We start from the raw sequence: 26,531 nt of genomic DNA, 5'->3' as shown, positions 1-26,531 counted from the left end.
CTCCGCGCAGTCCAGCGGGCGGAGCAAAGACCGGCACGATCACGCGCTACTTTGTTTCGTCCCGGCCATGCCGCTCCGCTTCCCGCTGGGCGCGGCGGCTCCCTGGACGCGCCGGACGGCCGGAAGCGCCTTGGCCCGTACCGGCGTCGTGCGTTTCCTGCGTCTTTTGCTTGTCGTGGGGGGCCGAACCCACGACGGCGGCGGCTGCTGCCAGCGCACCGGTATCGTTCAGCTCGTCGGCAGTCACTGACGGCCCACCAGCGGTGGCGAGGCGCTTCATACCGGTGGCCTTGACCACCAGGACAGCGATCAGTGTGGTGACGGGGATCGCGAGGACCAGGCCGATGGATCCCACCAGGGTCCGGATGACTTCCTCGGACAGCTCGGCGCTGGTCAGGGCTTCGGCCAGCGGGCGGTCGTACAGCATCACGATGATGAGGATCGGCAGGGCGGCGCCCGCATAGGCAAAAGCGATGGTGTACACCGTGGAGGCGATATGGTCCCGACCGATCCTCATGGCCGAGGTGAACAGTTTCCGGGCCGTGGTGTTGGGCGCCAGTTCATACAATTCCCACACGGCAGATGACTGGGTGATGGTGACGTCGTTGAGCACGCCAAGGCCGGAAATGATGAGGCCGCAGAGGATGATCCCGGAGATGGAGATCTGGGGTGACATGTTCACCAAGGTGGAGGCATCGTGGTTTCCCACACCCGCCAGGTTGGCGGCGTCCGTAGCCCAGGCCGCCAACAGCGCGGTAATGCTGAGCCCAAAAATGGTGCCCAGCAATGCCGTGGATGTTCGCGCCGAGAATCCGTGCGCGAAGTACAGGACCCCGATCATGATCACCGTGGACCCCACCAACGCCAAAAGCAGCGGTGGCTTGCCTTCCACCAAACCCGGCAGGATGAAGCTCACCAGGACGAAATAGGCGCCCACCAAGCCAAGCAGCGCCCGGAAACCACGCCAGCGTGCCACAGCTATGACCACCGCTGCGTACAAGACGGCCAGGAGGGCGATGGGAATGCTGCGGACGAAGTCGACGAAGACGAAGGCCGGAGCGCCGCTGCCCGCGTTGGCGCCTTGGACTGCTGAAAGGTTCAGGTACCTGATGGAATCCCCCACGTCCACACCGTGGGACATTGCCACATCAGGGTTGATGACCACCTTGACCACGTCCCCGCCCTTGTCCGGCTCCGTGAAGGCGAAGGTGCACTGGGAACCGCCGGCCTGCCCACCCTGGTTGGAGTCGGGTTGGGCAGTGCTGGGCTGTCCGGTGTTGGGCTGTCCCGTGTCAGTTTGGCCGGTTTGCGTGCAGCTTTCCACCACGACGCTCTGGATCCGCCCGGTATCGAAGGTAACACCCGGGGCAGCCTGGTAGGGGCTCGAGAATGTGATTCCCTCCCGGCTTCCGGAAGGCCACATGACCATCATGGCCACGAGCGTCAGGACGCCCAGCGGAACCAGTATGGCCGCCAGAATCCAGTTGGCCCTCTTTCGCGAGGCAAGGGCCTGCGGTGTTGGCTCGGAACTTTCAGAATGTCCGTGGGAGTGACCGTGGCCCATCAGCAGCAAAACCTCATGCCCTTAACCCTACGCGGGACCAGGCCCACTGCAGAGTTCAGCCATAAAGCACGAGATCCCGTGCCGCCCGCAGAATGCAGGCAGCACGGGATCCAGTCGATCAACATTGGTCAGTCGCTGACGATCAACGTATCCGCGCCGCGTACATGGGCCTTGCCCGATCCCAGCAGTGGCTCCAGAACCGTCCGAAGGGCCGTCATGGATTCGTCCACTTCCAGCAGTACCGGGTGCTGGTAAGCGATGAGCGCCAAGAGATCACGTACCGCCGCGGCTGCGTCGTCGGCTGACAGCTGGGGGTCATGCCCCAGGAAGACATCCGATGGTTCGTCCGAGTTGCCCTGGGCGTAGCTGATGGCGAAGGCCTGGATTTTGCCCTTGCGGGTTGCTGGAACGCCTTGGCCAAAAGCACTGGCTTTGGGCGCGCGCAGCACGATCGCGCCATGGGCTCCGGTCAGGTCATGCAGGAACAACCGCTGCACTGTGGCGATGCTGAGCTCCCCGGGGCTGTCCCATTGGTGGACGTGCGAGTAGTACTTGCCCACAACGTCACTCAACTCAACCGAACCCGTCGCCAGGTCCTCCACTCGCTCGGACGCGGCTTCCTCGGAACCGTCACCGAACCGCGGCAAGGACAGGGGCTCCGGCTCCACCACCACCAGTTGCGACCGTTGGATGGGCGCAAGTCCCGCTGCCGCGGCGAACGCCGCACCGGCTGTGTCCGGCTCCACCTTGCTGCGCAGCTTGGAAACGCCCGACGGCGAGTTCCCGGCTTCGCGGCGAAGCATGGTCAGCAGGGTGGCGCCCACGCCTTCACGCCTGTGGTCCCTGGCAACCTCGATATACGCCCAGAGCCGTTCGGGGTGCAGGGATGCCTCGTGAACCACGCCGGCGGCCACAGGGATCCGTACCCCGTCCACCACGTCTTCGGCCACGATGCAGCGGCGCCAAGGGTGGTTGCTGGACGGCGCCAGGGCCGCACGGAACTGCTCAGCGGGAAGGGTCTCCGGGCCGCCCCAGATTTCCAGGAGGGCGAGGTCGTCGCCCTCCTTCCATTCGCGATACTCCAGAGCCATGGCTAGGCGCCGATCAGGCGTGCTGCAAGGTAGCCCTCAACCTTGTCCAGGGACACACGTTCCTGGCTCATGGTGTCGCGTTCACGGATGGTGACGGCCTGGTCTTCCAGGGTGTCGAAGTCCACGGTGATGCAGAACGGCGTACCGATTTCATCCTGGCGACGGTAGCGGCGGCCGATCGCACCGGCGTCGTCGAAGTCGATGTTCCAGTTCTTGCGCAGCTGGGCACCCAGCGCCTTGGCCTTCGGGGACAGGTCCTCGTTGCGGCTCAACGGCAGCACGGCAGCCTTGACCGGCGCAAGGCGCGGATCCAGCTTCAGGACGGTACGGACGTCGACGCCGCCCTTGGCATTGGGTGCCTCGTCCTCGGTGTAGGCATCGATCAGGAAGGCCATGAAGGAGCGGGTCAGGCCTGCCGCGGGCTCGATCACGTACGGGGTGTAGCGCTCGTTGGTGGCCTGGTTGAAGTAGCTCAGGTCCGTGCCGGATGCCTTGGCGTGCGTTGACAGGTCAAAATCGGTGCGGTTGGCGATGCCTTCGAGCTCGCCCCACTCGGAGCCCTGGAAACCGAAGCGGTATTCGATGTCCGTGGTGCCCTTGGAGTAGTGGCTGAGCTTCTCCAGCGGGTGTTCGAAGAAGCGGAGGTTGTCCTCGCGGATGCCAAGGTCCGTGTACCAGGACATGCGTTCCTTCATCCAGTACTGGTGCCACTCAACATCGGTGCCGGGCTCGACGAAGAATTCCATCTCCATCTGTTCGAATTCGCGCGTACGGAAAATGAAGTTGCCCGGCGTGATTTCGTTGCGGAAGGACTTGCCGATCTGGCCAATGCCGAACGGCGGTTTCTTCCGGGACGTGGTGAGCACGTTGTTGAAGTTCACGAAGATGCCCTGGGCGGTTTCCGGACGCAGGTAGTGCATGCCTTCCTCGCTGGCCACCGGGCCGAGGAAGGTCTTCAGGAGGCCGGAGAATTCCTGGGGTTCAGTCCATTGGCCGCGGGTACCGCAGTTGGCGCAGACGATGTCCGCCAGGCCGTTTTCTGCCGGACGGCCCTTCTTTTCCTCGTACTCTTCTTCGAGGTGGTCTGCGCGGTAGCGCTTATGGCAGGAAAGGCACTCCACCAGGGGGTCGGAGAAGACCTCCACGTGGCCGGATGCTTCCCATACCTGGCGGGGAAGGATGACGGATGAATCCAGGCCGACAACGTCCTCGCGGCCGCGGACCATGCTCTGCCACCACTGGCGCTTGATGTTTTCCTTCAGTTCAGCACCGAGGGGACCGTAATCCCAGGCGGAACGCGAGCCACCATAGATTTCACCGGCCTGGAAGACAAAGCCCCTCCGCTTGGAGAGGGAAATGACCTGGTCAAGGACGGATTTTGCTGCCATGGGTAACTCCATTTGTTCTACAGGGCCGCTGGGTGCGGTCCGCGGTGGTGGCCCCGGATCCCGGACGAGGTTGTCCGGCGGGGTGCTGGGGAAGGTATGGACAAGTACTCAAGATACTTGAATCTACCTGCCTTCTACCCTACCGGCCTTTGGCAGGGCCCCTCCGTGCAAAGGAGCCTTTGGGCCACGGCAGCGTGGCCACGATGATCGCGGCCAGCGTGAGAATCGTGCCCAGCACCGTGGGCAAGGCGACTACCGCACCGGGACTGGGGATCACGACGTCGAGCACCAACGACCCCACCAACTGGCCGGCGATCATGCCCAAGCCCGTGATCAGCACGCCCAGGCTGCGGACCAAGAGCGCTGCCAAACCGATGAACAGGCAGCCCATGGGACCGCCGAGGTAGTACCACCACTCGGAGGGAAGCGGGTTGCCGGGTCCGGCGACGGCCAGCTTGATAAGCCAGGCGATCCAGAGAATGGCCGACCCCGCAATGAAGTTGACCAAGGTGGCTGCGATGGGTGTTCCGTAGTGGACGGTGGCCGTTCCGTTCATGGCCTGCTGGAAGCTCATGAAGAATCCGGCCGCCAGCGGCAGGAGGACCGGCAGCACCAGCGAGGCAATGTCGGCGTCGCCGCCGAAGCGGGGTGAAACCGCCCAGGCGACGGCGGCTACGGTCAGGACACTGCCGATGACGCGGACGCCTGTGATGGAGCGTTTACCGCCCGGGCCAATGCCCATGCGGTCCACGAGCAGACCGCTGAGGGTCTGTCCCGTCACGGCGGCGACGGTAAACAGCGCTACACCCAACAGCGCGACCGTGAACGACTGGGCAAAAACGAACAGCGCACCGATGGCCCCGGCCATGACGTAGAAGCGCGGAAAACTTCGGTTCCGGACTGCAGGGATGATGCGTTGGAGGCCTGCCCTGCCCTTGGGCGTTGCCAGTGAAATGGCCGTTATCAGCAGAAGGCCAGTGGTGAAGCTCACCACAGCTGCGGCGATGCCGTCGTCGAGCGTGGCGCCGAGGGCCCCGTTGATCCTTCCCTGGAGCGGGATGACCAGCCCTGTTGCTACTGCGACAGGAAGGCCAACGGCGAGCGGGAGGACGGGACGGGGAGAAGGCTGCGGCACCGTCACCACACTACTTCAGGCATCATTGCTGTATGAGCACTCCGGAAATCGAAGACATCACCATCCGCGACGACATGATCCGCCTGGGCCAGCTGCTGAAGCTTGCCAACCTTGTGGAGGACGGAGTTGAGGCCGCTGAGCTCATCAAGAACGGCTTGGTCAAGGTCAACGGCGAGATCGACGACCGCCGCGGCCGCCAACTCCACGTTGGGGACACTGTGACGGTCAACGGCCAGACCGTGCGGATCGCCGCCGCCTGAAACAACGCCCCTTAGGGGGCGAGGACCTTGTGGGTAAGGAACTCCCCTACGTGCCCGATTTCCTGCTGGTTGATGCCGTGCCACATGCCCGTGTACAGGACCTTGGTCAGGTCCACGTGCTTGCGGACCCAGCCCATGGTGTAGTCGATCTTATCCGGCGCAATGACAGGATCCTGCTGGTCACGGCCCCAGAACATCGGCATCGATCCGTCCAGCTCGTCGTCCTTGAACGCGGCGTCGCCATCGGCGTCGATCACAAAGCCTGAAAGCCCGACGACGGCGGCAAAGTCCGCGGGACGGTAGCGGACCATGGTGGTCGCCATGGCCATACCCATGGAGAAGCCGAGCAGGGTGACCGAAGAGTGATTGGCCTTGACCGTGTCCAGCCACTCAAGGGCGTACTCGGCCGCCAGTTTCACGGCATCCAAGGAGTAGTCGATGGAGGCCGTGAGCGGGAACCACGTGAAGCCAGGTCCCATGGGCATCGGAGCCCGGAGGGCCGCCACCACAAATCCGTCAGGGAGCAGTCCGGCCAGGCTGAAGAGATCGTCCTCGTTGGAGCCGTAGCCATGCAGCAGGACCAGGAGGGGTTTGCCGGCACGCTCAGCTTCTTCGTGGGACCACAGGACAACGGGCGCGGGGAAGGCGGGGGCTTCAGTCATGGATCCATTCTTGCAGTTACCCGCCAGTAACAACCTACGGTGGCGTAGGTTTGCCGTCAGGGGGCAGGATATGAACGTGAGTGAGAACAACCATTTGTTGAAACCCGACGATCCTGTTCAGAGACACCCGTGGAGCCGTTACGTGGCACTGGGTGACTCGTTCACCGAAGGGATCGGCGATCCCGAGCCGATGAACCCCGGCGGCCACCGCGGCTGGGCGGACCGGGTTGCCGAGGAACTGGGCCGTGGCCAGGACGACTTCGCCTACGCCAACCTCGCCATCCGGGGCCGGCTGCTCCAGCAGATCATCGATGAACAAGTGGGGCCCTGCCTCGAGCTGCAGCCTGACCTCGTGTCCATTTCAGCCGGCGGCAACGACCTCATCCGGCCCGGCGGCGACCCCGACCTGCTGGCCGAAAAACTCGATGCCGCGGTTGGCGAGCTGGGTTCCGGCGGCGCCACCGTGGTGCTTTTCAACGGCCCCGACACCGCCGCCTCGGTGCTGGGGCGCATCCGTGGAAAAGTGGCCATCTACAACGAGAACCTCAGGACAGTGGCTGCACGCCACGACGCCGTGATAGCGGACATGTGGTCTTTGCGGCAGCTGGCAGATCACCAAATGTGGGATGCAGACCGCCTGCACTTCTCGCCCCTGGGACACCACACCATCGCCATGATGGTCCTGGACTCCCTCAACGTCCAGCACACCCTTGAACCACTGATGCCCAAGCCGCTGCCTCCGCGGACCTGGCGTGAGGCCCGCTCCTCGGATCTCGTCTGGGCGCGCGAGTACTTTGTCCCGTGGGTTATCCGAAGGCTCCGGCACCAGTCCTCCGGTGACGGCATCACGCCAAAGCGTCCGACGCCGGGTCCTGTCTTCGGCCCCAGCGGCACCTTGCTGCCGCGGAGCTAGGGCGACGTTCAGGTGATGGTGCCAGCAGGGTTTCATGGGGCCGGACTTTCGGGTGGCCACAGTGGCGGATAAGGCGGACCTCTTCGCGGAGAGGGTCCGGCGCCTGCGACTGCGACGGCAGCAACTGCGGGCTCCTTTGTCCGGGACCGCCGGAGACGTGGTCCGCAACCTGTTGGCAGTCCAGTCCCAGGAATTTCCGTATGCGCGGTGGACCCTTGCACAAAGGACATCCGCTTCCACATCCTCCGATGTGGAACAAGCCGTTGCCGATGGAACCATCCTGCGGACGCACATCCTGCGGCCCACGTGGCATTTTGTGCACCGGGACGACCTCGGCTGGCTGATGGGACTCTCCGCGGACCGGCTGCATCAGGGAAACAAAGGCATGTACCGCCAAACAGGGGTGGATGAAAAAACGTCCGCACTCAGTGGCCGGATCCTGGCCTCAGCAGTCGCCGACGGGGCCCACAAGACGCGCGAAGAGCTGGCTGAAGTCCTGGGACAGGCCGGCTTACCCAGCAAGGGCCTGGGGTTTATCTACCACCTCATGCACGCCGAGGTCAGTCGCATCCTCGTGAGCGGTTCCCCCGTGCGCTCGTCCGGGGGCGCCCTGAAACAGACGTATGCCCTCTTCGAGGAGCGTGTGCCGGGTTTCGTCCGTACGCCGTTGACCGGGGAGGACCGTGAAGAGGCCCTGGGCACGCTGGTTCTCCGATACTTCGGCAGCCGCGGACCCGCCACCATCAAGGACTGCGCCGCGTGGTCCGGGCTGACCATGAAGGACGTAAAGCTGGGCATCCACGTGGCTGGCAAGCTATCGCCGGGCGCCCTGGCATCACTCGCCATGGACGGCCTGGAGTTTTACCTGGCCCCGGAAGATGCCGTCGAGCTCACCAACCCCGGGGGCCCTTCGCGTCTGCCTGACGCAGGACTCCCCCGCATCGACCTCATCCAGTGCTACGACGAATACGTCATGGGCTATTCGCAGTCCCGGCACTATCTGGGTGGGACAGCACCGTACTTCCCCGAAGACAACGGGCCCATGCACGTGGTCCTGATGGATGGCAGGTTGGCCGGATGGTGGCGCCATGGGTTCTCCGGCGGAGCCTGCCACCTGGATGTCCGCATGAACCGGCCCACAAGCCCTCCCGAACAGATGGCCCTCGACGCCGAAGTGGAACGCTATGGGCAGTTCCTGGGCATGGAGGCCCGCCTCCTCTGAAGTCCTCGCTGCAGGCGCCGGAGTTCACGCCGTGCGACCGGGCTAAGCTGGGATACGACCTAGGAGGCCTGCACTGTGAACAATCTGATCTTCTGGATCATCGTCTGCTCGTGGCTGATTCCGCTCGGAATCCGCATGTACAACCGATCCCGCGCGCGCCGGATCCAGAACGGAACCTTCCGCAGCCCCGGTTATCCCCCGCAGCAGAACCTGCCCGGCCCCGGTTACCCTGCACAGAATTACCCGCCGCAGAACTACCCCGGCTATCCGTCTGAACCGACCGTCATCCGCCCTGTGGATGACGCGCCGCAGCCCGGGCCGCCGTCGAACACTTCCTCCCCCACGCCTTTCCCGGCCACCAACGGATCGGAGCCGCAAGGCTACCGCGCCCGCAAGCTGGCAGAGCTGGACGCAAAGTTCAGCAACGGGGAGATCGCCATGGAGGACTACATGAAGCAGCGCGGCGACATCATGAACGGCTAGCCTGGCGGCCAACCCGGCGTCCTGCAGCCGCTACTCAACTGTCCGGCAACGGCCACTCAACTTAGGCGAAGAAGGCTCCGCGGAGCTGTGCTGAGAGCTGGCCGATTTCCGTCAGGAACCCGTCGTGGCCGATCGGCGCCTCAATGATATGAACCGGAACATCACCCGGCAAGGCTGCCGCCAATTCCCGGGATTGCGCCGGGAAATACAACCTGTCGCTGTCCACCGCCGCAACGAAGAACTCCGCAGTGGTACGCGACAATGCTGCCTCCAGCGATCCACGGCCGCGTGCGACGTCGTGGGACATCAGGGCTTCGGTGAGGGCGATGTAGCTGTTGGCGTCAAATCGTCGGACAAGCTTTGTTCCCTGGTGGTCCAGGTAGCTCTCGACCTGATAGCGGCCGCGCTCCCCCAGGACCGCAGCGGCAAGAGGTGTCTCCAGGTGCTGGGCTTCACGGCCAAAGCGGAAGTCCAACTCCACTGCGGAGCGGTAGGTGATGTGGGCGATGCGCCGGGCCAAGGCGAGCCCGTGTTCAGGGGCAGTGCCACCGTAGTAGTCGCCGTTGTTGAAATTCGGGTCCTGACGGATGGCCAGGGTTTGGGCCTGCGCAAAGGCGATCTGCTCGGCCGTGCTGTAGGCACCCACGGATATCACGGCACAGCGTTTCACCCGCTCTGGGAAGGTCACTGCCCACTCCAACGCACGGGCGCCACCCATGGAACCGCCCAGCACGGCATGCCAGGCCTCGATTCCCAGGGCTTCGGCCAGGCGCGCCTCCGCCTCGGTGCTGTCGCGCAGGGTGACCAAGGGGAACCGGGAGCCCCAAGGACGGCCGTCCGGCGCCTCCGAGGACGGTCCAGTGCTGCCGTAGCAGCCACCCACGATGTTGATGGAGATGACAAAGAACCTGGTGGTGTCGATGGTGGCACCGGGGCCTACCAACTGCTCCCACCATCCTTCTTCGTCCGTAGCTCCCCGGGCTACGTGTGTGCTGCCCGTGAGGGCATGCTGGATGAGCACGGCATTGGAGGCATCGGCGTTCAGCTGCCCCCAGGTCTCATAAGCGAGGACGACGTCGGGAAGGAATCCACCGGCTTCAAGGTCCAGCGGCCCAATGGCGGCGTACTTGACGGTTCCGTCTTCTTCTCCGGATTTTGGAAGGGCTGCAGCAGTGATGGTCATTCCTTTGACACCTTAAACTCGCGCTTGCCCGTCGCCTTGGGTGCGAACAGGCCAGGTCTTCACCCGGGGCACCCCACCGCGGAGGAGGGTTGCCGGCCAGCAAGCCGGGGCTACGCGCTGGCACTCATGACCTATACGAAGAGTCTAGGAAATACAGGGCGGGTATGGCGAAGAATGTGACATCAGTGTGACGCTTTAGGGCGTTTTCGTTCACGAAGCAGCACTCCGGAACGCCGCCCGGCGAATAATCGTCGGTCCGGGCGGCCTCCCAGGAAGGTGGCGGGCGTGGTCGCGCCGTATCGTCCAGGTCCGGAATCAGGCTCCCTTGGCGGCCCGGAATCCGGCTTCGAGGTCGGCGATGATGTCATCCACGTGCTCAATTCCCACGGACAAGCGAACCAGGCCGGGGTTAACACCGGCCGCCAGCTGCTGTTCAATTGTCAGCTGGCTGTGCGTAGTGGACGCCGGGTGAATGACCAGCGAGCGGACATCGCCGATGTTGGCCACATGCGAGTGCAGTTCCAGTCCGTCCACGAAGCGCTTGCCCGCTTCAACGCCACCTTTGATGTTGAACGCAACAATGGCGCCGGTGCCTTGCGGACCATACTTCCGGCCACGGTCGTACCACGGACTGGACGGCAGACCCGCGTAGGCAACCGATTCGACGTCGTCGTGGGCTTCCAGCCACTCGGCCACTTTGGTGGCGTTGGCTACGTGACGCTCGACGCGCAGGCTCAGCGTCTCCAGCCCCTGGGCAATCAGGAAAGCGTTGAACGGGGACACAGCGGAACCGAGGTCGCGGAGAAGCTGGACGCGTGCCTTCAGGACGTAGGAGAGGTTGGCGCCGAGCGCCCCATCCTTGCCAAGATCCCGGGCGTAGACCAAACCGTTGTAGCTGGGGTCCGGGGTGTTGAAACCCGGGAAGCGCTCCGGGTCCTTGCCGAAGTCGAAGTTGCCTGAGTCCACGATCACGCCGGCGATGGCGGAACCGTGGCCACCGAGGTACTTGGTGGCGGAGTGGACCACGATATCGGCGCCCCACTCGATGGGACGGATGAGGTAGGGAGTGGACAGTGTGTTGTCGACGATGAGTGGCACACCGGCCTCGTGGGCGGTGCGGGCGACGCCCTCGATGTCCAGTACGTCCTGGCGCGGGTTGGAAACAACCTCGCCGAAGAACAGTTTGGTGTTCGGCTGGACGGCATCACGCCACTGCTCCAGGTTGTCCGGGTCCTCCACGAAGGTCACCGAGATGCCGAACTTCTTCAGGGTGTGCGCCAGCAGGTTGTACGTACCGCCATACAGGCTGGGGCTGGCCACGATGTGGTCGCCGGCCTCCGCGATGTTGAGGATGGCGAAGGTCTCCGCAGCCTGGCCGGAGCTCAGCAGGAGGGCGCCCAAGCCGCCTTCGAGGCTCGCGATCCGCTGCTCCACGGCATCCTGCGTCGGGTTGCCGATCCGCGTGTAGATGGGCGCGAGCTCGGCCAGGGCAAACCGGTTGGCTGCGCTCTCGGCGCTGGGGAACACAAAGGACGTGGTCTGGTAGATCGGCAGTGCCCGTGCTCCCGTGGCAGAGTCAGGCTCCTGGCCTGCGTGGATCTGGCGGGTTTCGAAAGACCATCCTTGGGACATGGAGTTCTCCTGTTCGTGGCGCATGGGTTCTGTGGAAACGTGCTGCATGTGAGCTGGGGCCAGTCTAGGAAGTGTCCGGAGCCTTGGACAGCTTTGTGACGCCGGTGGAATCTTTCGGTCTTTCAGCGTCGCCGCATGACGCGGTACGGCACCGGTTATGCACATCCCACCTTAGTTAGGCTTGACTTAGCTGAGACCCCGATCACAAAGTGCCAAGATGAAGCCATGCGCATGGATCACGTCTCTTACGCCTGTGAACGAGATGGCCTTCTGGCCACTACCGAACGAATTTCCGCGGCACTGGGAGTGGACGCTGTCCGGGGCGGAGTGCACCCGCGCTTCGGTACCCGGAACATGATCATTCCCCTTGCGGATAACAAGTACCTGGAAGTGGTGGAGGTCCTGGACCACCCCGCTTCCGACAAAGCACCCTTTGGCCAGGCAGTTCGTGCCCGCTCGGCCGCCGGTGGTGGCTGGATGGGCTGGTGCGTCGCTGTTGATGACCTGGCACCGTTTGAGGACCGCCTTGGCCGCTCCGCTGTTCCGGGCAACCGCAAGTTCCCTGACGGCCGCGAACTGGTGTGGCAGCAGATCGGCATCCTGGGGCTGATCGCAGATCCCCAGGTCCCGTACCTGCTCAAGTGGGAGGGCGACCCGTCACTGCACCCGTCCAGGATCTACGAAAGCGACGTCAAGATGTCCAGCCTCACCATTGCGGGCTCGGCGGAACGCGTCACTGAATGGCTCGGAGAACCGGTGGAAAAGCCGCTTGAGGACGTTGCTGTCCAGTGGATGGCACCGCACGGCACTCCGGGAATCATGTCAGTAACTTTCGAAACCGCCTCAGGAGCAGTCACCATCTGACCGCCCCGTCCATCCGGGCACGTCCCGGCACCGGTCATCCCTGTCCGGTAAAACTTCGGCCGCCATCAGCGGGTGCCAATGACGTCACCCACCGATGGCGGCCGGATATTTTTAAGCGTCCTACCCCAGGCCGATCGCTTTGCCGAACAGGCTGAAACCCACAAACGCCACGATGTCCAGCAATGCGTGGGCAATCACCAAGGGCATCACGCGTTTAGTCTTGGTATAGATCCACGCGAAGACCAAGCCCATGACCACGTTGCCGATAAACGGCCCGAAGCCCTGGTACAGGTGGTAACTCCCCCGCAGGACCGCGCTGACCACAATGGCCACGGGCATGCTCCAACCGAATTTGCCGAAACGGTCCATGAGGTACCCCACCACGATCACTTCTTCCACGACCGCATGCCGCATGGCAGAGAGGATGAGCACTGGCACGGTCCACCAGTAGGCGTCCAGGCCGCTGGGAACAATCGCCGTGGTGATGCCGAGGGCCCGGCCGGCGGCGTAGAGGCCCAGAGACGGAATTCCGATCACGGCAGCAAGGCCCACACCGTGGAGCAGGTCCTTGCCCGGCCGGGCGAAGTTGAAGCCGAGCCGGGCGAACGCCGAGCCGTTGTCGCCGTCGCGGTTTGCCTGGATATGCGCGGAGAGGAAGTAGAACACCAGAGCCACAGGCACCAGGGCGAAGATGATGTCCAACAGTTGGTAGGTAAGGTCAAAGTACTCGCGGGTGCTTTGGGACCGGTTCAGGGTTGAGGTGGCGTCGGCCAAGGGAGCCCGCGTCATCTTGTCCAGAAGTTGCACCACGGAATAGACGGCCGACTGGCCCAGGGACAGGCCCAGCACAATCAGTACTTCGGCGCGCAGCCGTCGGCGGGAAGCAAGGAACATGTACCCACCCTATGCTTGGTGGGATGGGTGCCCCAGCAAGAATTTTCATGATCCGGCATGGCCAGTCCGCCGCAAACGCCGACACGTCCATCTACAACCGTGTGCCGGACTACCGGATCCCCCTCACGGGACTCGGTGTGGAGCAAGCCCGCATTGCCGGTGAAGACCTTCGCCGCAGGCTCGACGGGCAACAGGTCTGCGTCTACGTCTCACCGTATTTGAGGGCCTACCAGACCTTGGAGGCGTTGAATCTGGGCTCGTTGATAGAACGCGTCATTGAGGAACCCAGGCTTCGTGAGCAGGACTGGGCCAACTTCCAGATTGCCGGGGAGATCGAGGATCAAAAGGAGCTCCGCAATCTCTACGGCCACTTCTTCTACCGGTTCCGCGAGGGCGAATCGGGTTCCGATGTGTACGACCGCGTGTCGTCCTTCATGGAGACGCTCTACCGCCATTGGCAAAAGCCCACCTACGCGCCGAACGCTCTCCTGGTGACGCACGGACTGACCATGCGCCTGTTCTGCATGCGCTGGTTCCATTGGACGGTTGAATACTTCGAATCCCTCAACAACCCGGATAACGCTGAGTTGCGCACACTGGTCAGGAACGACGACGGCCAGTACAGCCTCGATTCACCGTTCAGCCAGTGGGTGCCCAGGGATGTTGACGATTCGGTGCTGCACGCACCCAGAATGCGGTTTTAGGCAACGCACCCGGCTTGCCGGTGGCTAGCCGGCTGATGCGACGATGACTTCCGTGCCCTTGGCTTCGAAGGCAGCCTTGTCCTCTGCGCTGATTCCGGCATCGGTGATGAGGTGCCTGAAGTCGTAGCCCGCCATGGCTGCGAAGGAGCGGCGGCCCACTTTGGAGGAGTCAGCTACCACGTAGGACTCCGTGGCGCGCCGTGCCATCACAGTGTTGACCATGGCCTCGCCCTCGTCGGTGATGGTAGGACCGAGGTCCGGGTCCACGCCATTGACGCCGATGAACGCAATGTCCAAAGCAACTTTCTGCATGATGACATCCGTGTAGGGACCCACGAGCTCGTAGGAGCGCGGATTCAGGATGCCACCGGTGACCATGATCTTGATGTTGGGCCGGACCGCCAGTTGCGAGGCAATGTTGATGGCGTTGGTCACCACCGTCAGCGTGGGCCTGTTGGACGGGGCGTTGAGGTCCTCGCGGGTGGAGAGCAACTGGGCCAGAGCGGTGTTGGTGGTGCCGCCGCTGAGGCCTATCACAGCACCGGGGCGGATCAGCGCGGACGCAGCCTGGGCAATATCCTGCTTGGCTTGGGCGTGGTCGTCACGGTTGTAGCGGCCCGGGAGGTCATAAGCCACCGATCCGGTGGTGGCCCCACCCCGGGTCCGGCTGAGCAACCTCTGCTTGGCGAGGCTGTCCAGGTCTCGACGGGCCGTGGCCGGTGACACGCCCAGGCGCGTCACGATGTCCTCGACTTCCACATGGCCGGACTCGGCCAGGAGATCGAGGATGGCAGTCAGCCGATCGGTGCGCGTCATGACGAGCCTTTCGCGGGTTCGGAGCTATTTCGCTTTGGCGAACAGCGTCAGCATACGTGCGGACTCCAGCACAAGGGCATCCCGGCCGGCCTTGAGGTACTTCCGGGAATCCACCACGGCAGGGTTGGCATCGAGGTACTCACGGACGGCGCGGGTAAAGAACCCGTTCAAATGTGTGGATACGTTGATTTTAGTCATACCCGCGCCGATAGCGGCTACGAGCATCTCATCTGTGACGCCTGAGGAGCCGTGAAGGACCAACGGTTTTCCGACCGCGGACTTCAGGCGGGTGATCAGGTGGAGGTCCAGTGAAGCGCTTCGTTCGGTCATGGCGTGGGAGGAACCAACGGCCACGGCGAGCGCGTCCACACCGGTGGCCTCAACGAAATCCTGGGCCTCGGCGGGGTCGGTCCGGACGCCCGGGGCATGGGCACCGTCTTTGCCTCCCACTTTCCCGAGCTCGGCCTCCACGTAGACACCGCGCTGGTGGGCGTAGGCGGCGACACGTTGGGTGACTTCGACGTTCCACTCGTACGGCAAATGCGCGCCGTCGTACATGACGGAGCCGAATCCCAGGTCGACCGCAGCCAGAGCGAGGTCCTCGGACTCCGCATGGTCCAGGTGCAGGGCCACCGGGACGGCGGCGGAGCGGGCGATCGCCAGGGCGGCTGACGCAATCGGTTCGAGCCCGCCGTGGTACTTGGCGCAGTTTTCGGAGATCTGCAGGATCAACGGAACACCTGCCGCTTCGGCGCCGGCCACCAGGCCCTCGGCTGTTTCGATGTGGATGATGTTGAACGCGCCTTGGCCTGTGCCGGAAGCCGCGGCCCTGTCCATGAGTTCCCGTGTGTTGACCAGGGTCACCGGGTCTCCTTCCATGTCACGATCAGTTGGTCTTGAAGTTCCTGGTACCGCGGTGAAATTTCGCCGGCGGCCGGCATGAGCACGGCAGCGGCGGACCACGCGGTGGCCCGGCGGAGTATTTCGCGTGGTTCCGTGATGCCTTCGGCGAGTGCGACGGCGGCAGCCGCCACACCGGCGTCGCCCGCCCCTGTGGGGTTGCCGCTCAGCGCTTCAGGCAGGCGCGCGCTCCAGTAGCCACCGGGAGCGGCGTGATCAAAGGCGAGCATGCCGTCCGCGCCGGCACTGACGAGTACCGTCCGGGCGCCCATGTCGATCAGGGCGAGCGCGGCTGCTTCAAGGCTGGACTCCCCGGTCGCTTCGGCCAACTCGTGGTGATTCGGTTTGAGGATGTCCGCACCCGCTTTGGCTGCGGCGATGATTCCGGGGCCGGAGGTATCGATGATGGCCGGAATGCCGGCATCGTGGGCCAGGCGCACCAGTTCCGGGTAGAAATCTCCTGGAGCACCCGGCGGCAGGCTTCCCGAACCGACCAGGACGGAGGCCGGCAGGTTTCGGTTTCCGCTGACGGCCTCAACCACCGCAATCCTGAGTGAGCGCCAGTCGTCCGGCAGGAGCGCCTGGCCTTCCTCGTTGAAGATGGACGTTTCGCCGGCGACCGTGTCGACCAGGGCGATGCTGCGGCGGGTCTCGGCAGCGACTCCTACCAGGGTGTGGGGAACGCCGCTGGTCCAGAGCTCAGCTGCAAGTGTCTGCCCGGCGGCGCCGCCGGTGGGTGCGATGGCCAGGACAGGGTAGCCCAGCTGGTGTGTCACACGGGCAACGTTGATGCCCTTGCCGCCGGCCCGGCTCAGAGGGGTGGGCACACGGTGGCTGGCGCCCTCGGTGATTCCCTGCACGGTATAGGTCATGTCGATGGCCGGATTGGCGGTGACGGTGATGATGCGGTTCACGTTGGCTCGCTTCATTGTGCTGCTCCCAGGAGTGCCCGCGCATTCAGGGCTGCACCCAGCAGGCCGGCGTCTTGCCCCAGTTCGGCCCGGATCAGCTGTGGGCGTCGTTGGAAGTCAAGGATGCCGTCCACCTTGGTCCGGAGGGGTTCCAGCAGGTCGTCACCGGCTTCAGCCAGGCCACCGCCGATTACCACCGCTTCGGTTCCCACGATGTTGACGCACTGGCAGATGGTGAAGGCGAGGGCATCCACGGCATCGGCCCAGATGCGCGCGGCCAGTTCATCGCCATCTCCGGCCCTGAGCAGGACTCCGCGGGCACCGTTCACCCTGTTCCCGGACGCCTTGTAGTAACGCTTGGCGATGGCACCGGCCGAACCGACTGCTTCCAGGATGGTGGAACCCGGGGAGCCAGGTCCGGCGTCGGGGTCCGGGACCTGGGCATGGCCAAGCTCACCGGCGAAGCCGCCAGCGGTGACCGCCTTGCCACCGGAGAAAACGGCTGCGGCGATGCCGGTCCCCACCACCATCACCACAACGTCCTTGAACTCTTTGGAACCACCAAAGGTGTGTTCCACAGCGGCAGCGGACCGGACATCATGATCAAACGCCACCGGAATCCCCAGGCGCTTTTCGGCTTCGGCCGTGAAAGGGAAATTACGCCAGCCGAGATTGGCAGAGTAGACACCGATGCCGGCCACTGAGTCCACGATGCCCGGGACGATGATGCCGGCCGCTTTGGCGGGGACGTCCGGGAATTCGGCAGCCAACTCGGTTTTGAGTTGGGCCAGCCTGTCCAGGACCGCCTCGCCGGGACGGGCAGGATCCAATGGTGTAGGAACCCGGCGCATGCCCAGGACTGTCCCCCGGGCATCCACCAAGCCGGCCTTGATGTCAGTCCCGCCAACATCGAAGGAGAGGACCGGTGATTCTGCGGCTCCGAGAACCATGACCGAAGCCTAGGCGGAGGCGTCGAGAATGACGGAGCGCGTCAGGTTGCGGGGCAGATCCGGATTCAGGCCACGGACGCGCGCACGCTCCAAGGTGACCTTGTGAACCCTGGCCAGCTCAGCCAACGGGTGCTTGTCGGTGTGGATGTAGAGGGCGCCGGTAACGGCCATGTCGCCGTCCAGCCCTTCAGGCTGGGCACCGAACAGCCAAGTGACGCGGCCCGGAGCTGCGATGGAGATGGGACCGTGCCGGTACTCCATGGCGGGGTAGGACTCTGTCCAGCCCTGTACTGCCTCCCGCATTTTCAGGCCTGCCTCGTGGGCCAGTCCAACCGTCCATCCAGTGCCGAGGAAGGTGAACTGCTCGGCGTCCAGGAGTTCCTGCGGGACCGGCGCGCTCACGGCGTCGCGGGCATCATCGATGGCCTGCTGCACATCGATGTCAAGGCTGGTCAGCAGGTACACCAGCGCTGTGGTGGCAAAACGGGTCTGAACTACCGAACGCTCGTCGGCGTACTGCAGTCCGATCACGGCATCTGCCAGTTCGATGATCGGGGAGGTGGTGTCACCGATGATTGCCACGGTGGGGACGATCCCCTGAAGCTCGGCCAGGATCTCGAGTACCTCAGTGGTGGTGCCTGACCGCGTAATGGCCACAACGGCGTCGTACTGGCGATCGGCGCTGTTGCTGTTAAGGAAAGCTTCGGACGCGGCGAAGGCATCGGTGACGCCCTTCCCGGCGGATTCGCGGGCGGCCGCGTAGCTCTGCGCCATGAACCAGGAGGTCCCGCACCCAATCACGGCGATGCGCTTTCCGTCGGCCGGAAGCACGTCCTCGGCACGGGCTTGCTCAACAGCCCGCTGCCATACGTCGGGCTGGGAAACCAGCTCTTCCTCCATGAAGGCGCCCAGTGTGTTCTCGCTCATCGTGTGTTCCGCTCCCGCTCAGCTTAATGACGTTTTCTGATCTATAGAAACACTAAACGATCATTTTCGATCTCACAAGGATCATTCGCGGGGGAACTCCGCTCATCAAGTGCGCACGGCCGGAATGTACGCCGGACCGCGGAAAGCGTGTGCCGGGATGTGCTTTTAAGTTAACTAGCTGTTAACTCTTGTCAACTTCTGTCCCGTGGAGCAGTCTTAGACAGTCCGCAAGAACATGATCGTTATTCGCACGGAAAAATCAAGAAGGAGCATAATGCCCCGCTTGTCATCCACCAGACGCCTCGCATCGCTGAGTTTGGCCTGCGTCGTCGCCTCATCCTCGCTCGGCCTCATGGCACTTCAGCCTGCCACCGCAGCCCCTTACTCCCCTTTCGCCCCAATCGTCCCGCAAGCAGACATCGCCGATGCTACCGATGCTGCCGTCATCACCTCCGGCCAACTGGGAGTGGAGGTCTCCACCACCTTCCCGCAGGTCCTCGGCTACGTCGATGCCGCCACCAGGGCGCGCTTGGACGGCACCGTCACCCGGCTCAGCACCATCATGCTCAATGGCGTGGAATACACGGTGACCGGTTCCTCCACCGGCTCCGGAGACGACGCCCGCGAGTACGTGCTGACCGTCCCGGAATTCGGCAATACCCTTATCAAGGCCCGGCTCTCGGTCAAGAAGAACGTGGTCTCCTTCAATGTCACAGAGATCAGGGACTCCGCTGATCATCAGGTCAAGACCTTGCAACTCCCCCGGCTGAACCTGGTGACCGTCGGGTCCACCCAGCCCGGGGCCCAGGTCTCCACTGCGAACCTGTCCGTGGACCGCAGCGTCACCGGTGACGAATTCACGCCCATCACCCCGGCGACTCCCCTCGACGCCACCGCCAAGAGCTCCGCCTACGCACTGGCAAATACCGCCACCTTGGGCGCCGCTGTGGAGTCCAATGCCCTGTACGACACGTCGTCGGGTCCGGGCGCGAAGGACCGCGGGCGCTTCTGGCGCCAAGCCGTCAGCGACGGAGCCGGCGGCGTATCCATGGGTATCGCCAGCGGCCAGTGGCTGTACCGCGCAGAAGGCTCCGCGACCACCGAGGAACTTCCGTGGACCCGCGTGGCCATCACCAGCGATGCCAATGCCGACGGCGGCGTGGACTGGCAGGACGCGGCGATCGCCATGAGGTCCATCCAGGTCAGCCCCAATAAGGCCGAACAAACGCCGGACAACGTGATCACGCACATCCCGTTCAACTTTGCTTCGCAGGCAACCCACCCGTTCCTGAGGACCCTGGATGACGTCAAGCGCATCGCCCTGGCCACCGACGGACTGGGGCAGGTGGCGATGCTCAAGGGCTACACCAGCGAGGGGCACGACTCCGCCAACACGGACTACGGCAACAACTTCAACACCCGTGCTGGCGGACTGGAGGACCTCAACACGCTGGTGAAGGAAGGCAAGGACTGGAACGCCAGTTTCGGCGTCCACATCAATGCCACGGAGATCTACCCGGAAGCCAAGTCCTTCAGCGAGGACCTGTTGCGCGCAGACAAGGGCCTGGGATGGAACTGGCTGGACCAGTCCTACTATATGAACCAGCGTGCGGACATTAATTCCGGCAAGCTCGCCCAGCGCATCAAGGAACTACGCGAAGCCACAGACAAGAACCTGGACTTCGTGTACGTGGACGTCTACTACGAGTTCGGTTGGCTCGCCGAGCGCCTGCAGCAGGAACTGGTCAAGAACGGCTTCCGGGTGGGCTCCGAATGGGCAGACCACCTCTCCCGGAACAACACCTGGTCCCATTGGGCCAACGATGAGAAGTACGGCGGTTCCACCAACAAGGGCATCAACTCCCAGATCCTGCGTTTCATCAACAACACCCAGTCGGACGTCTGGAACCCCGATCCAAAGCTCGGCGTGAGCCATATTGTGGAGTTCGAAGGCTGGACCGGGCAGAACGACTTCAATGCGTTCAACGAGAACGTGTGGACGGCCAACGTGCCTGCCAAATTCCTGCAGCACCACCAGATCACCAAGTGGACGGCCGACCGGATCGACCTCGCCGATGGCGTGTCCGTCACCGGAAACACGGCTGCAGAACGCAACATCACCGTAGGCGGCATTTCCGTCTTGCAGGGTGGAACCTACTTGCTCCCGTGGTCCTCCAAGGAAAACGGCACGGCAGACAAGCTCTACCACTACAACCCTGCCGGTGGCGCCACCACGTGGACGCTCACCCAGGAGTTCGCCAAGGCCGGCTCCTTGGAGCTCTTCAAACTGACGGACAACGGCCGCGTGAAGGTCGCCGACGTCCCCGTGGTCAACGGACAGGTTGCCCTGATAGCCGACGCCAAACAGCCCTATGTCCTGGCTCCAAAGAACAACAAGGCTGAGCTGCCCAAGAAGGCCAACTTCGGCGAAGGAACGGCCTTCAACGATCCCGGCTTCAACAGCGCAGACCTCTCCCCATGGAACCCCGCCGGTACCGTCACGCAGGTCCGCGATGACAAGGGCCGCCGCTTCGCCGAATTGGGGGCAACGCCGTCGTCCATCAGCCAGGAAGTGAAGCTGGACGCCGGAACCCAATCAGTGAGCGCCTGGGTGGAAATCAAGCCCGGCAAGACCCGTCCCACCACACTCTCCGTGGACATCAGCGGCAAGACCGAAAGCGTCACCATTGATTCCTCCAACGCAGAGAATTTTGTGGCCGGCGACGAGAAACACGGGACAGCCTTCCAGCGCATCCGCGTTGTGGTGGACGTTCCCCACAAGAACACCAAGGCCAAGGTCATCGTCACAGCGGCCGACGGCGACGCAACAGTGCGCGTCGACGACTTCCGGGCGGTGAAAACCGCCAGGGTGGCCACTACCGGCGTGCTCAGCGAGGACTTCGAAAACGTGGACCAAGGCTGGGGACCCTTCGTGAAGGGCGATGCCGGCGGCTCCACGGACCCGCGCACGCACATCACCGAACGTAACGAACCCTTCACCCAAAAGGGCTGGCACACCAACGTGATCGACGAAGTACTGGACGGAACCTGGTCGCTGATCGCGCACGACGAAAACCGCGCACCCGACGGCGGACCGGGCATGGTGTACCGGACCACGGAGGCAACAGTTCCGTTCCAGGCGGGCCACAAGTACAAGATTTCCTTCGACTACCAAAACTCCAAGGACGGCCAATACGCCTGGGTTTCCGGCTACGACTCCCAAGCCGGACCCGCAGTGACGGGCAGCCAGGCGATCGAGGCCGCGACGTCCACCACACGGTTCGAGCAGACCCTGGATACCGGATTCTGCGGAGACTACTTTGTGGGACTGCAGCGCACGGGCAGTGCCAATGGTTCGGACTTCACCCTGGACAACTTCCTGGTGGAGGATCTCGGCGCGTCCGAATCCGTCCCGGCCTGCGCGCAGCTCTCGGCGGCGCTCCAGGGCGATGTGGTCCAGCAGGGCAAGGCCCAGGACTTCGTCACCACGTTTGTTTCCGATGAACCGGCAGCCATCAATGATCTGACCGTGTCGCTGAAACTGCCCGAGGGGTGGACGGCAACACCATCCACGCCCGCAACGGCCTCGACGCTGCCCGCCGGGGGCTCCTTGACCACCACGTGGAAGGTCACCGCGCCGGCTTCGGCTGACGGCGACTACCCCATCACGGCGACGGCCAACTACAGCACGACCTCGCAGCCCGCAGGCAGCCGCACCATCAGCACCACCACGGCCGTCCGAACGCTGCCCAAGCCTCCGCAGGCCACCGTGTTCGCCAGCGACCACCCGTGGGTCAGCGCCACCAATGGCTGGGGTCCCGTGGAAAAGGACCAGTCCAATGGTGGAACCGGAGCCGGTGACGGCACTCCGCTGACCCTGAACGGGACGGTCTATGCCAAAGGCTTGGGAGCCCACGCCAACGGTACCGTCCGCTACTACCTGGGCGGCTACTGCACCGCCTTCACCGCGACCGTGGGCATCGACGACGCCCAACCGACGCGGGGAAGCGTGAAGTTCTCCGTGGTGGCTGATGGGACCACCAAGGTGACCACACCGGTTCTGGGCGCTGCGAGCGCTCCCCTGCCACTCACTGTGGACGTCACCGGCGCCCAGTACGTGGAACTGGTGGCCAACGACGCCGGCGATTCCAACGGCAACGACCACGCTGACTGGGCAGATGCCAGGTTCACCTGTTCCTCCACCTCACAGGAGCCCCCGGCGCCGGTGTTGTCGGGCACCGTCTTCGCTTCCGACCTGCCCTGGATCGGCAGTACCAACGGTTGGGGACCTGCAGAACGGGATCGGGCCAACGGTGAGCAGAACGCCGGCGATGGACCCGCACTGCGGCTGGACGGCGTCGTGTACTCCAAGGGCATCGGCGTCCATGCCGACTCGAAGATCAGCATCGCCACGGAGGCCAAGTGCAACGCCTTCACCGCCGTGGTGGGAGTGGACGACGCCAAGCTCAACAAGGGCCTGCACGGTTCCGTGGTGTTTATCGTCAAGGGCGATGGGCGCGAACTGCTGCGGACCCCTGTCCTGAGCGCAGACTCCGCCGCGCTCCCCCTCAGCGTGGACATCACCGGTGTCCGCAACGTCGAGCTGATCGCTGACAAGAACAGCGACGACGCCGGCGATGACTGGGGCGACTGGGCCGACGCGAAGTTCAGCTGCGCGTAGTCCCTTCATCCCCACGAAGAGGGGCGGTGTTCCTACCGGAACACCGCCCCTCTGTGCGTTGCTTACACGGCCCGTACGCCGGCCCGCCACACGGAATGAGTCAGCGGGATCCCCGGGCGGTAAGCCAGGTGCGTGGCCGACGGCGCCTTGAGCAGGTGCAAGTCTGCCCGATGTCCGACGGCGAGCGAACCCACCGCCCGTTCGCCGTCGACGTCGTTCCCTGACTCCCGGCCCAACGCCAACGCGCCGCCGTACGTCGCAGCCCGGACCGCTTCGTGGACGCTCAAGTGCATCTGCAACACAGCAGTGGTGACGCAGAAGGCCATGGAGCTGGTGTATGAGGTCCCCGGATTGCAGTTGGCAGCCAGCGCGATCTGCACGCCGGCGTCGATCAATTCACGGCCTGGTGCCAGGGGCTGACGGGTGGAGAGGTCGCAGGCGGGAAGGCAGGTTGCAACAGTGCCCCTGGTGCCCGTTCCGGTTGCCGGGTCCCAGCCCGCCCAGGTTCCCGCGAGGTCCCGGATGTCTTTGTCCGACAAGTAGTTGACATGGTCAACGCTCGCTGCGGCGAACTCTACGGCCAGTGCAACACCTGGCCCCTCGCCCAACTGGTTCCCGTGGACCCTCAAGCCCAGACCGGCCTTGCGCGCTGCAGTCAGGACCCGACGGGACTGGTCCTCCGTGAACGCGCCCCGCTCGCAGAAGACGTCGGCCCAGCGAACGTGCGGGAGGACGGCGTCGAGCATGGGCCCACACACCAGGTCCGTGTACTCCTCGGGATCGGCGCCCTTCGGGACCAAGTGCGCGCCCAGGAAGGTGACCTCGTCCACTTCGGCTGCGGCGATGCGGGCACTGCGGGCCTCGTTCTCGACGTCCAACCCGTAGCCGGTTTTGCTCTCCAGGTACGTGGTCCCTTGTGAGACTGCCTCGGCCACGCGATCCCGGACGAGCCGGGTGAGTTCGTCATCGCTGACGCTGCGCGTAGCACCCGTGGTGACCGCGATCCCGCCTGCGCTGTAGCTTTCCCCGGCCATGCGGGCTTCGAACTCGGCAGTGCGGTCCCCTGCGAAAACAAGATGGGAATGAGAATCCACCCAGCCCGGCAGGACGGCGCGGCCTTCGACGTCGATCATTTCGTCAGCAGCGGGAGCGTCTTTGGCAGCGCCGATCCAGGAAATCCGCTCTCCTTCAATGACCAACGCGGCGTCCTTCAGGACCCTGTGTTCAAGGTCCTGGGTCATCAGTTCGCCGATGTTGGTGATGACAGTGCTGCCGCTGTTCCCGTTCCTGATTCCGCTCATGTCCCTATTGTTCAGCGCCGGATGGACCAGCGCACGGCCGCCAGCTGCTCCGCTGTCCGGGATTCCGGACTGTCGTCTTGCACGTCGCCCAGGATCAGCGCGGCTGCCAGCTCCGCGATGGCGGACGAAGTCTGGAAGCCGTAGCCGCCTTGCCCTGCGAGCCAGAAGAAGCCCGGCGCTTCGGCGTCGAAGCCCACCACTGGTATCCCGTCTGCAGCTTCTGTCCGGAGGCCAGTCCATGCCCGGTCCACTGAATGGATTCCCAAGGAGGTCACGGTGTTGAGTTTGCTGATCAAGGCCTCCACATCACCTGCGTAGGGCTTGGCGTCCTCGGCTCCGCTCGGCACAGATTCAGACGGCGAAATCAGCACCTGGTTGCCCTCGGCGCGGAAATAGAACGAGTCATCTGCCGCACAAACCATGGGTGTTTCCGGCGTCAGGGGACTGTCAACATTCACGATGGCAGCCGTCCGTCGATACGGCTGCAGTCCCAGCTTCTCCACCCCACTAATGACGGCCAGCTCATCTGCCCAAGCACCAGCGGCGTTAACCACGACGCCGGACTGGAACCCTTCGGTTCCCGCGCCCACCTGCCAGCCGCTCCCCAATCGTTGGGCGGAATGGACCTTGGCCCCAGTGATGATGTCCACTCCCGCAGCTTCCGCTGTGCGGCGGTGTTCCTCAAGCAGGAGCGGAGCGTTGCAGCCGAAGGAGCCGTTATCCAGTCCTGCGGCTGTAAATGAGTCGGGGTCGAGCACCGGGCAAAGTCGCATCGCTTCGTCGTGGGTGATGGCATGCATGTTGCCGCTGGCCTCGGCGTGAACTGTTTCTTCGTCGCCTACCAGCATGAAACCGCGTGGCGTGAGGATGGGTTCGTCAGCCTGGGCATCGCGCGCTGCCAACATTTCCAGGGTTCGAATGGTCAGCTCCTGCACGACTGCCGGACCGTAACTGGGGATAAGTTGCCGGGCTGAACGTGACGACGTGTGGAAGGCCAAGGACTGCTCGGCCTCAACAAGTGCAACCGTGCACTTGCCCGCGAGGGCCGCAGCCAAGGACAGTCCCCCGATGCCGCCGCCTACGATTACCACGTCATAATTCGAAGCCATGGCTCCATCCTGTCAGAACCGATGCTCTCTCACATCCCGCGCCCTTCAACGCAACCCTCTCTCACATCCCGCACCCTTCAACGCAACCCTCTCTCACATCCCGCGTTTGTGATGCGCGCCGGTAGTTGTGGCCTTAACGTCTGCCAGGACTGCAACAATGACGGCATGCACCGCAACCATCCCATTCGGCGGGTGATGGAAGATCCCGCCAATGCACTGGACCGCCACAAGTGGCCAGCCAGCCTGCCTCCGGTAACCCAGCTTCTGGAACAAGGTCTGGATCTGCCTCCTGCAACCATCCTCGTGGGCGAAAACGGTTCTGGTAAGTCAACAGTTGTGGAGGCCATCGCCTTGGCCTACGGTTTGTCCCCGGAGGGCGGATCAACGGGGGCCCGTCACACCACAAGGTCTACGGAATCCGAGCTGGGCAACCACCTGCAACTCATCCGCAACGCCGGCAGCAGCAGGCGTGGTTACTTCCTCCGTGCTGAGACCATGCATGGTTTTTTCACCTATCTGGAGAAGAACCCCAGCACGTTCGGCGACTTGCCCTTCCACGACATGTCACATGGCGAATCGTTCCTTGAGCTCGCTGTTGACCGGTTCCGCGGGCCCGGACTATGGGTACTGGATGAGCCGGAGTCAGCTTTGTCCTTCAATGGTTGCCTAAGCCTGCTGTCAGTTCTCAAGGAGTTGTTGGTTGGGGGCAAGTCCCAAGTCATTATGTCTACGCACTCGCCCCTGCTTGCCGCCCTTCCGGGCGCCCAAATACTTGAAGTCGGGCAGTGGGGCTTACGTCCCAGGCAATGGGCCGACTTGGACCTGGTCACCAACTGGCGATCATTCTTGGACGCCCCGGAACGATACCTTCGGCACCTATAGGCCGACGCTCTCGCACTTTCGTGAAGAAAGTGAGAGAGCGTCGGTCTTAAACCCGAGGG

Annotated in this window: 23 protein-coding genes and 1 riboswitch; of the genes, 8 read left to right on the top strand and 15 right to left on the bottom strand. The window is 63.8% G+C overall.

What is annotated here, in order from left to right:
- Positions 1-46 precede the first annotated feature (46 nt).
- From ABQM86_RS07875 to ABQM86_RS07860, 4 genes are all read right to left on the bottom strand, one after another.
- Complete coding sequence (locus ABQM86_RS07875; protein ID WP_369746342.1) at positions 47-1,564, bottom strand: YibE/F family protein; 1,518 nt, start codon at positions 1,562-1,564, stop codon at positions 47-49.
- Positions 1,565-1,692: 128 nt separating this feature from the next.
- Positions 1,693-2,655 carry a GNAT family N-acetyltransferase gene (locus ABQM86_RS07870; protein WP_369746341.1) on the bottom strand — a complete coding sequence of 321 codons (963 nt, stop codon included), beginning with the start codon at positions 2,653-2,655 and terminating at the stop codon, positions 1,693-1,695.
- A gap of 2 nt (positions 2,656-2,657) precedes the next feature.
- On the bottom strand, positions 2,658-4,043 hold the full coding sequence (locus tag ABQM86_RS07865) for a glycine--tRNA ligase (RefSeq protein WP_207596944.1): 1,386 nt from the start codon (positions 4,041-4,043) through the stop codon (positions 2,658-2,660).
- A 139-nt stretch (positions 4,044-4,182) separates the two neighbouring features.
- Complete coding sequence (locus ABQM86_RS07860; RefSeq protein ID WP_207596943.1) at positions 4,183-5,187, bottom strand: DMT family transporter; 1,005 nt, start codon at positions 5,185-5,187, stop codon at positions 4,183-4,185.
- A 23-nt stretch (positions 5,188-5,210) separates the two neighbouring features.
- On the opposite strand from ABQM86_RS07860, the gene ABQM86_RS07855 reads away from it, so the two are divergent.
- Complete coding sequence (locus ABQM86_RS07855; RefSeq protein WP_207596942.1) at positions 5,211-5,438, top strand: RNA-binding S4 domain-containing protein; 228 nt, start codon at positions 5,211-5,213, stop codon at positions 5,436-5,438.
- Positions 5,439-5,449: 11 nt separating this feature from the next.
- Here the strand turns inward: ABQM86_RS07855 and ABQM86_RS07850 are convergent, their stop codons facing one another.
- Positions 5,450-6,100, bottom strand: a complete 651-nt coding sequence (locus tag ABQM86_RS07850) for an alpha/beta hydrolase (RefSeq protein ID WP_369746340.1) — start codon at positions 6,098-6,100, stop codon at positions 5,450-5,452.
- Between the two features lie 70 nt (positions 6,101-6,170).
- Here ABQM86_RS07850 and ABQM86_RS07845 point away from each other — a divergent pair, with 70 nt between their 5' ends.
- From ABQM86_RS07845 to ABQM86_RS07835, 3 genes are all read left to right on the top strand, one after another.
- Positions 6,171-7,013 (top strand): SGNH/GDSL hydrolase family protein, encoded by an 843-nt coding sequence (locus ABQM86_RS07845; protein ID WP_207596940.1) that lies wholly within the window; start codon positions 6,171-6,173, stop codon positions 7,011-7,013.
- A 34-nt stretch (positions 7,014-7,047) separates the two neighbouring features.
- Positions 7,048-8,235, top strand: coding sequence for a winged helix DNA-binding domain-containing protein (locus ABQM86_RS07840; RefSeq protein WP_207596939.1), 1,188 nt, complete (start codon positions 7,048-7,050; stop codon positions 8,233-8,235).
- Between the two features lie 75 nt (positions 8,236-8,310).
- Positions 8,311-8,718 carry a hypothetical protein gene (locus ABQM86_RS07835; RefSeq protein WP_207596938.1) on the top strand — a complete coding sequence of 136 codons (408 nt, stop codon included), beginning with the start codon at positions 8,311-8,313 and terminating at the stop codon, positions 8,716-8,718.
- A 61-nt stretch (positions 8,719-8,779) separates the two neighbouring features.
- On the opposite strand, the gene ABQM86_RS07830 is transcribed toward ABQM86_RS07835, so the two are convergent.
- Together ABQM86_RS07830 and ABQM86_RS07825 are read right to left on the bottom strand one after the other, a co-directional pair.
- Positions 8,780-9,901: a homoserine O-acetyltransferase gene (locus ABQM86_RS07830; RefSeq protein WP_369746339.1), complete on the bottom strand. Its 1,122-nt coding sequence runs from the start codon at positions 9,899-9,901 to the stop codon at positions 8,780-8,782.
- Positions 9,902-9,916: 15 nt separating this feature from the next.
- Positions 9,917-10,033: riboswitch (SAM riboswitch) on the bottom strand.
- A 183-nt stretch (positions 10,034-10,216) separates the two neighbouring features.
- On the bottom strand, positions 10,217-11,557 hold the full coding sequence (locus ABQM86_RS07825; RefSeq protein ID WP_369746648.1) for a bifunctional o-acetylhomoserine/o-acetylserine sulfhydrylase: 1,341 nt from the start codon (positions 11,555-11,557) through the stop codon (positions 10,217-10,219).
- A 201-nt stretch (positions 11,558-11,758) separates the two neighbouring features.
- On the opposite strand from ABQM86_RS07825, the gene ABQM86_RS07820 reads away from it, so the two are divergent.
- Positions 11,759-12,397, top strand: coding sequence for a VOC family protein (locus tag ABQM86_RS07820; protein ID WP_089594306.1), 639 nt, complete (start codon positions 11,759-11,761; stop codon positions 12,395-12,397).
- Positions 12,398-12,517: 120 nt separating this feature from the next.
- Here ABQM86_RS07820 and ABQM86_RS07815 read toward each other — a convergent pair whose 3' ends face one another.
- Positions 12,518-13,291: a CPBP family intramembrane glutamic endopeptidase gene (locus tag ABQM86_RS07815; RefSeq protein WP_369746338.1), complete on the bottom strand. Its 774-nt coding sequence runs from the start codon at positions 13,289-13,291 to the stop codon at positions 12,518-12,520.
- 23 nt (positions 13,292-13,314) lie between these two features.
- Between ABQM86_RS07815 and ABQM86_RS07810 the strand changes: the two genes are divergently transcribed.
- Positions 13,315-13,995: a histidine phosphatase family protein gene (locus ABQM86_RS07810; protein ID WP_369746337.1), complete on the top strand. Its 681-nt coding sequence runs from the start codon at positions 13,315-13,317 to the stop codon at positions 13,993-13,995.
- 24 nt (positions 13,996-14,019) lie between these two features.
- On the opposite strand, the gene ABQM86_RS07805 is transcribed toward ABQM86_RS07810, so the two are convergent.
- From ABQM86_RS07805 to ABQM86_RS07785, 5 genes are read right to left on the bottom strand one after another with little or no spacing between them, the layout of a single operon-like run.
- Entirely contained in the window at positions 14,020-14,811 is a 792-nt protein-coding gene (locus tag ABQM86_RS07805) for a DeoR/GlpR family DNA-binding transcription regulator (protein ID WP_089594303.1), read from the bottom strand.
- Between the two features lie 24 nt (positions 14,812-14,835).
- Positions 14,836-15,690 carry a class II fructose-bisphosphate aldolase gene (locus ABQM86_RS07800; protein WP_280627605.1) on the bottom strand — a complete coding sequence of 285 codons (855 nt, stop codon included), beginning with the start codon at positions 15,688-15,690 and terminating at the stop codon, positions 14,836-14,838.
- On the bottom strand, positions 15,672-16,640 hold the full coding sequence (locus tag ABQM86_RS07795) for a hexose kinase (RefSeq protein ID WP_280627604.1): 969 nt from the start codon (positions 16,638-16,640) through the stop codon (positions 15,672-15,674). The genes ABQM86_RS07800 and ABQM86_RS07795 overlap by 19 nt, the downstream gene beginning before the upstream one ends.
- The gene (locus tag ABQM86_RS07790; protein WP_369746336.1) at positions 16,637-17,572 is read right to left on the bottom strand and encodes an ROK family protein; all 936 of its coding nucleotides are present in this window, start codon (positions 17,570-17,572) and stop codon (positions 16,637-16,639) included. Before ABQM86_RS07790 ends, ABQM86_RS07795 begins: the two co-directional genes overlap by 4 nt.
- Positions 17,573-17,581: 9 nt before the next feature.
- Positions 17,582-18,499, bottom strand: coding sequence for an SIS domain-containing protein (locus tag ABQM86_RS07785; RefSeq protein WP_280627602.1), 918 nt, complete (start codon positions 18,497-18,499; stop codon positions 17,582-17,584).
- Between the two features lie 274 nt (positions 18,500-18,773).
- Here ABQM86_RS07785 and ABQM86_RS07780 point away from each other — a divergent pair, with 274 nt between their 5' ends.
- Positions 18,774-23,180 carry an endo-alpha-N-acetylgalactosaminidase family protein gene (locus ABQM86_RS07780; RefSeq protein ID WP_369746335.1) on the top strand — a complete coding sequence of 1,469 codons (4,407 nt, stop codon included), beginning with the start codon at positions 18,774-18,776 and terminating at the stop codon, positions 23,178-23,180.
- Positions 23,181-23,242: 62 nt separating this feature from the next.
- On the opposite strand, the gene hutI is transcribed toward ABQM86_RS07780, so the two are convergent.
- Positions 23,243-24,481 (bottom strand): imidazolonepropionase, encoded by a 1,239-nt coding sequence (hutI, locus tag ABQM86_RS07775; RefSeq protein WP_369746334.1) that lies wholly within the window; start codon positions 24,479-24,481, stop codon positions 23,243-23,245.
- 11 nt (positions 24,482-24,492) lie between these two features.
- Positions 24,493-25,590, bottom strand: coding sequence for an NAD(P)/FAD-dependent oxidoreductase (locus ABQM86_RS07770; RefSeq protein WP_369746333.1), 1,098 nt, complete (start codon positions 25,588-25,590; stop codon positions 24,493-24,495).
- A gap of 165 nt (positions 25,591-25,755) precedes the next feature.
- Here ABQM86_RS07770 and ABQM86_RS07765 point away from each other — a divergent pair, with 165 nt between their 5' ends.
- Positions 25,756-26,472, top strand: coding sequence for an AAA family ATPase (locus ABQM86_RS07765; protein ID WP_369746332.1), 717 nt, complete (start codon positions 25,756-25,758; stop codon positions 26,470-26,472).
- The last annotated feature ends 59 nt before the right edge of the window (positions 26,473-26,531 follow it).

It is taken from the genome of Paenarthrobacter sp. AMU7 (assembly GCF_041200195.1).
Classification (GTDB): domain Bacteria; phylum Actinomycetota; class Actinomycetes; order Actinomycetales; family Micrococcaceae; genus Arthrobacter.
The sequence above is the reverse complement of the archived record's forward strand: the minus strand, read 5'-3'. Positions and strand labels throughout refer to the sequence as shown.

What these genes read in the sequence shown, in the direction of transcription:
- ABQM86_RS07875 (WP_369746342.1), bottom strand. Translation starts at nt 1,564, where the DNA reads ATGGGCCACGGTCACTCCCACGGACATTCTGAAAGTTCCGAGCCAACA.
- ABQM86_RS07870 (WP_369746341.1), bottom strand. Translation starts at nt 2,655, where the DNA reads ATGGCTCTGGAGTATCGCGAATGGAAGGAGGGCGACGACCTCGCCCTC.
- ABQM86_RS07865 (WP_207596944.1), bottom strand. Translation starts at nt 4,043, where the DNA reads ATGGCAGCAAAATCCGTCCTTGACCAGGTCATTTCCCTCTCCAAGCGG.
- ABQM86_RS07855 (WP_207596942.1), top strand. Translation starts at nt 5,211, where the DNA reads ATGAGCACTCCGGAAATCGAAGACATCACCATCCGCGACGACATGATC.
- ABQM86_RS07850 (WP_369746340.1), bottom strand. Translation starts at nt 6,100, where the DNA reads ATGACTGAAGCCCCCGCCTTCCCCGCGCCCGTTGTCCTGTGGTCCCAC.
- ABQM86_RS07845 (WP_207596940.1), top strand. Translation starts at nt 6,171, where the DNA reads ATGAACGTGAGTGAGAACAACCATTTGTTGAAACCCGACGATCCTGTT.
- ABQM86_RS07840 (WP_207596939.1), top strand. Translation starts at nt 7,048, where the DNA reads ATGGGGCCGGACTTTCGGGTGGCCACAGTGGCGGATAAGGCGGACCTC.
- ABQM86_RS07830 (WP_369746339.1), bottom strand. Translation starts at nt 9,901, where the DNA reads ATGACCATCACTGCTGCAGCCCTTCCAAAATCCGGAGAAGAAGACGGA.
- ABQM86_RS07825 (WP_369746648.1), bottom strand. Translation starts at nt 11,557, where the DNA reads ATGCGCCACGAACAGGAGAACTCCATGTCCCAAGGATGGTCTTTCGAA.
- ABQM86_RS07820 (WP_089594306.1), top strand. Translation starts at nt 11,759, where the DNA reads ATGCGCATGGATCACGTCTCTTACGCCTGTGAACGAGATGGCCTTCTG.
- ABQM86_RS07815 (WP_369746338.1), bottom strand. Translation starts at nt 13,291, where the DNA reads ATGTTCCTTGCTTCCCGCCGACGGCTGCGCGCCGAAGTACTGATTGTG.
- ABQM86_RS07810 (WP_369746337.1), top strand. Translation starts at nt 13,315, where the DNA reads ATGGGTGCCCCAGCAAGAATTTTCATGATCCGGCATGGCCAGTCCGCC.
- ABQM86_RS07805 (WP_089594303.1), bottom strand. Translation starts at nt 14,811, where the DNA reads ATGACGCGCACCGATCGGCTGACTGCCATCCTCGATCTCCTGGCCGAG.
- ABQM86_RS07800 (WP_280627605.1), bottom strand. Translation starts at nt 15,690, where the DNA reads ATGGAAGGAGACCCGGTGACCCTGGTCAACACACGGGAACTCATGGAC.
- ABQM86_RS07795 (WP_280627604.1), bottom strand. Translation starts at nt 16,640, where the DNA reads ATGAAGCGAGCCAACGTGAACCGCATCATCACCGTCACCGCCAATCCG.
- ABQM86_RS07790 (WP_369746336.1), bottom strand. Translation starts at nt 17,572, where the DNA reads ATGGTTCTCGGAGCCGCAGAATCACCGGTCCTCTCCTTCGATGTTGGC.
- ABQM86_RS07785 (WP_280627602.1), bottom strand. Translation starts at nt 18,499, where the DNA reads ATGAGCGAGAACACACTGGGCGCCTTCATGGAGGAAGAGCTGGTTTCC.
- ABQM86_RS07780 (WP_369746335.1), top strand. Translation starts at nt 18,774, where the DNA reads ATGCCCCGCTTGTCATCCACCAGACGCCTCGCATCGCTGAGTTTGGCC.
- hutI (WP_369746334.1), bottom strand. Translation starts at nt 24,481, where the DNA reads ATGAGCGGAATCAGGAACGGGAACAGCGGCAGCACTGTCATCACCAAC.
- ABQM86_RS07770 (WP_369746333.1), bottom strand. Translation starts at nt 25,590, where the DNA reads ATGGCTTCGAATTATGACGTGGTAATCGTAGGCGGCGGCATCGGGGGA.
- ABQM86_RS07765 (WP_369746332.1), top strand. Translation starts at nt 25,756, where the DNA reads ATGCACCGCAACCATCCCATTCGGCGGGTGATGGAAGATCCCGCCAAT.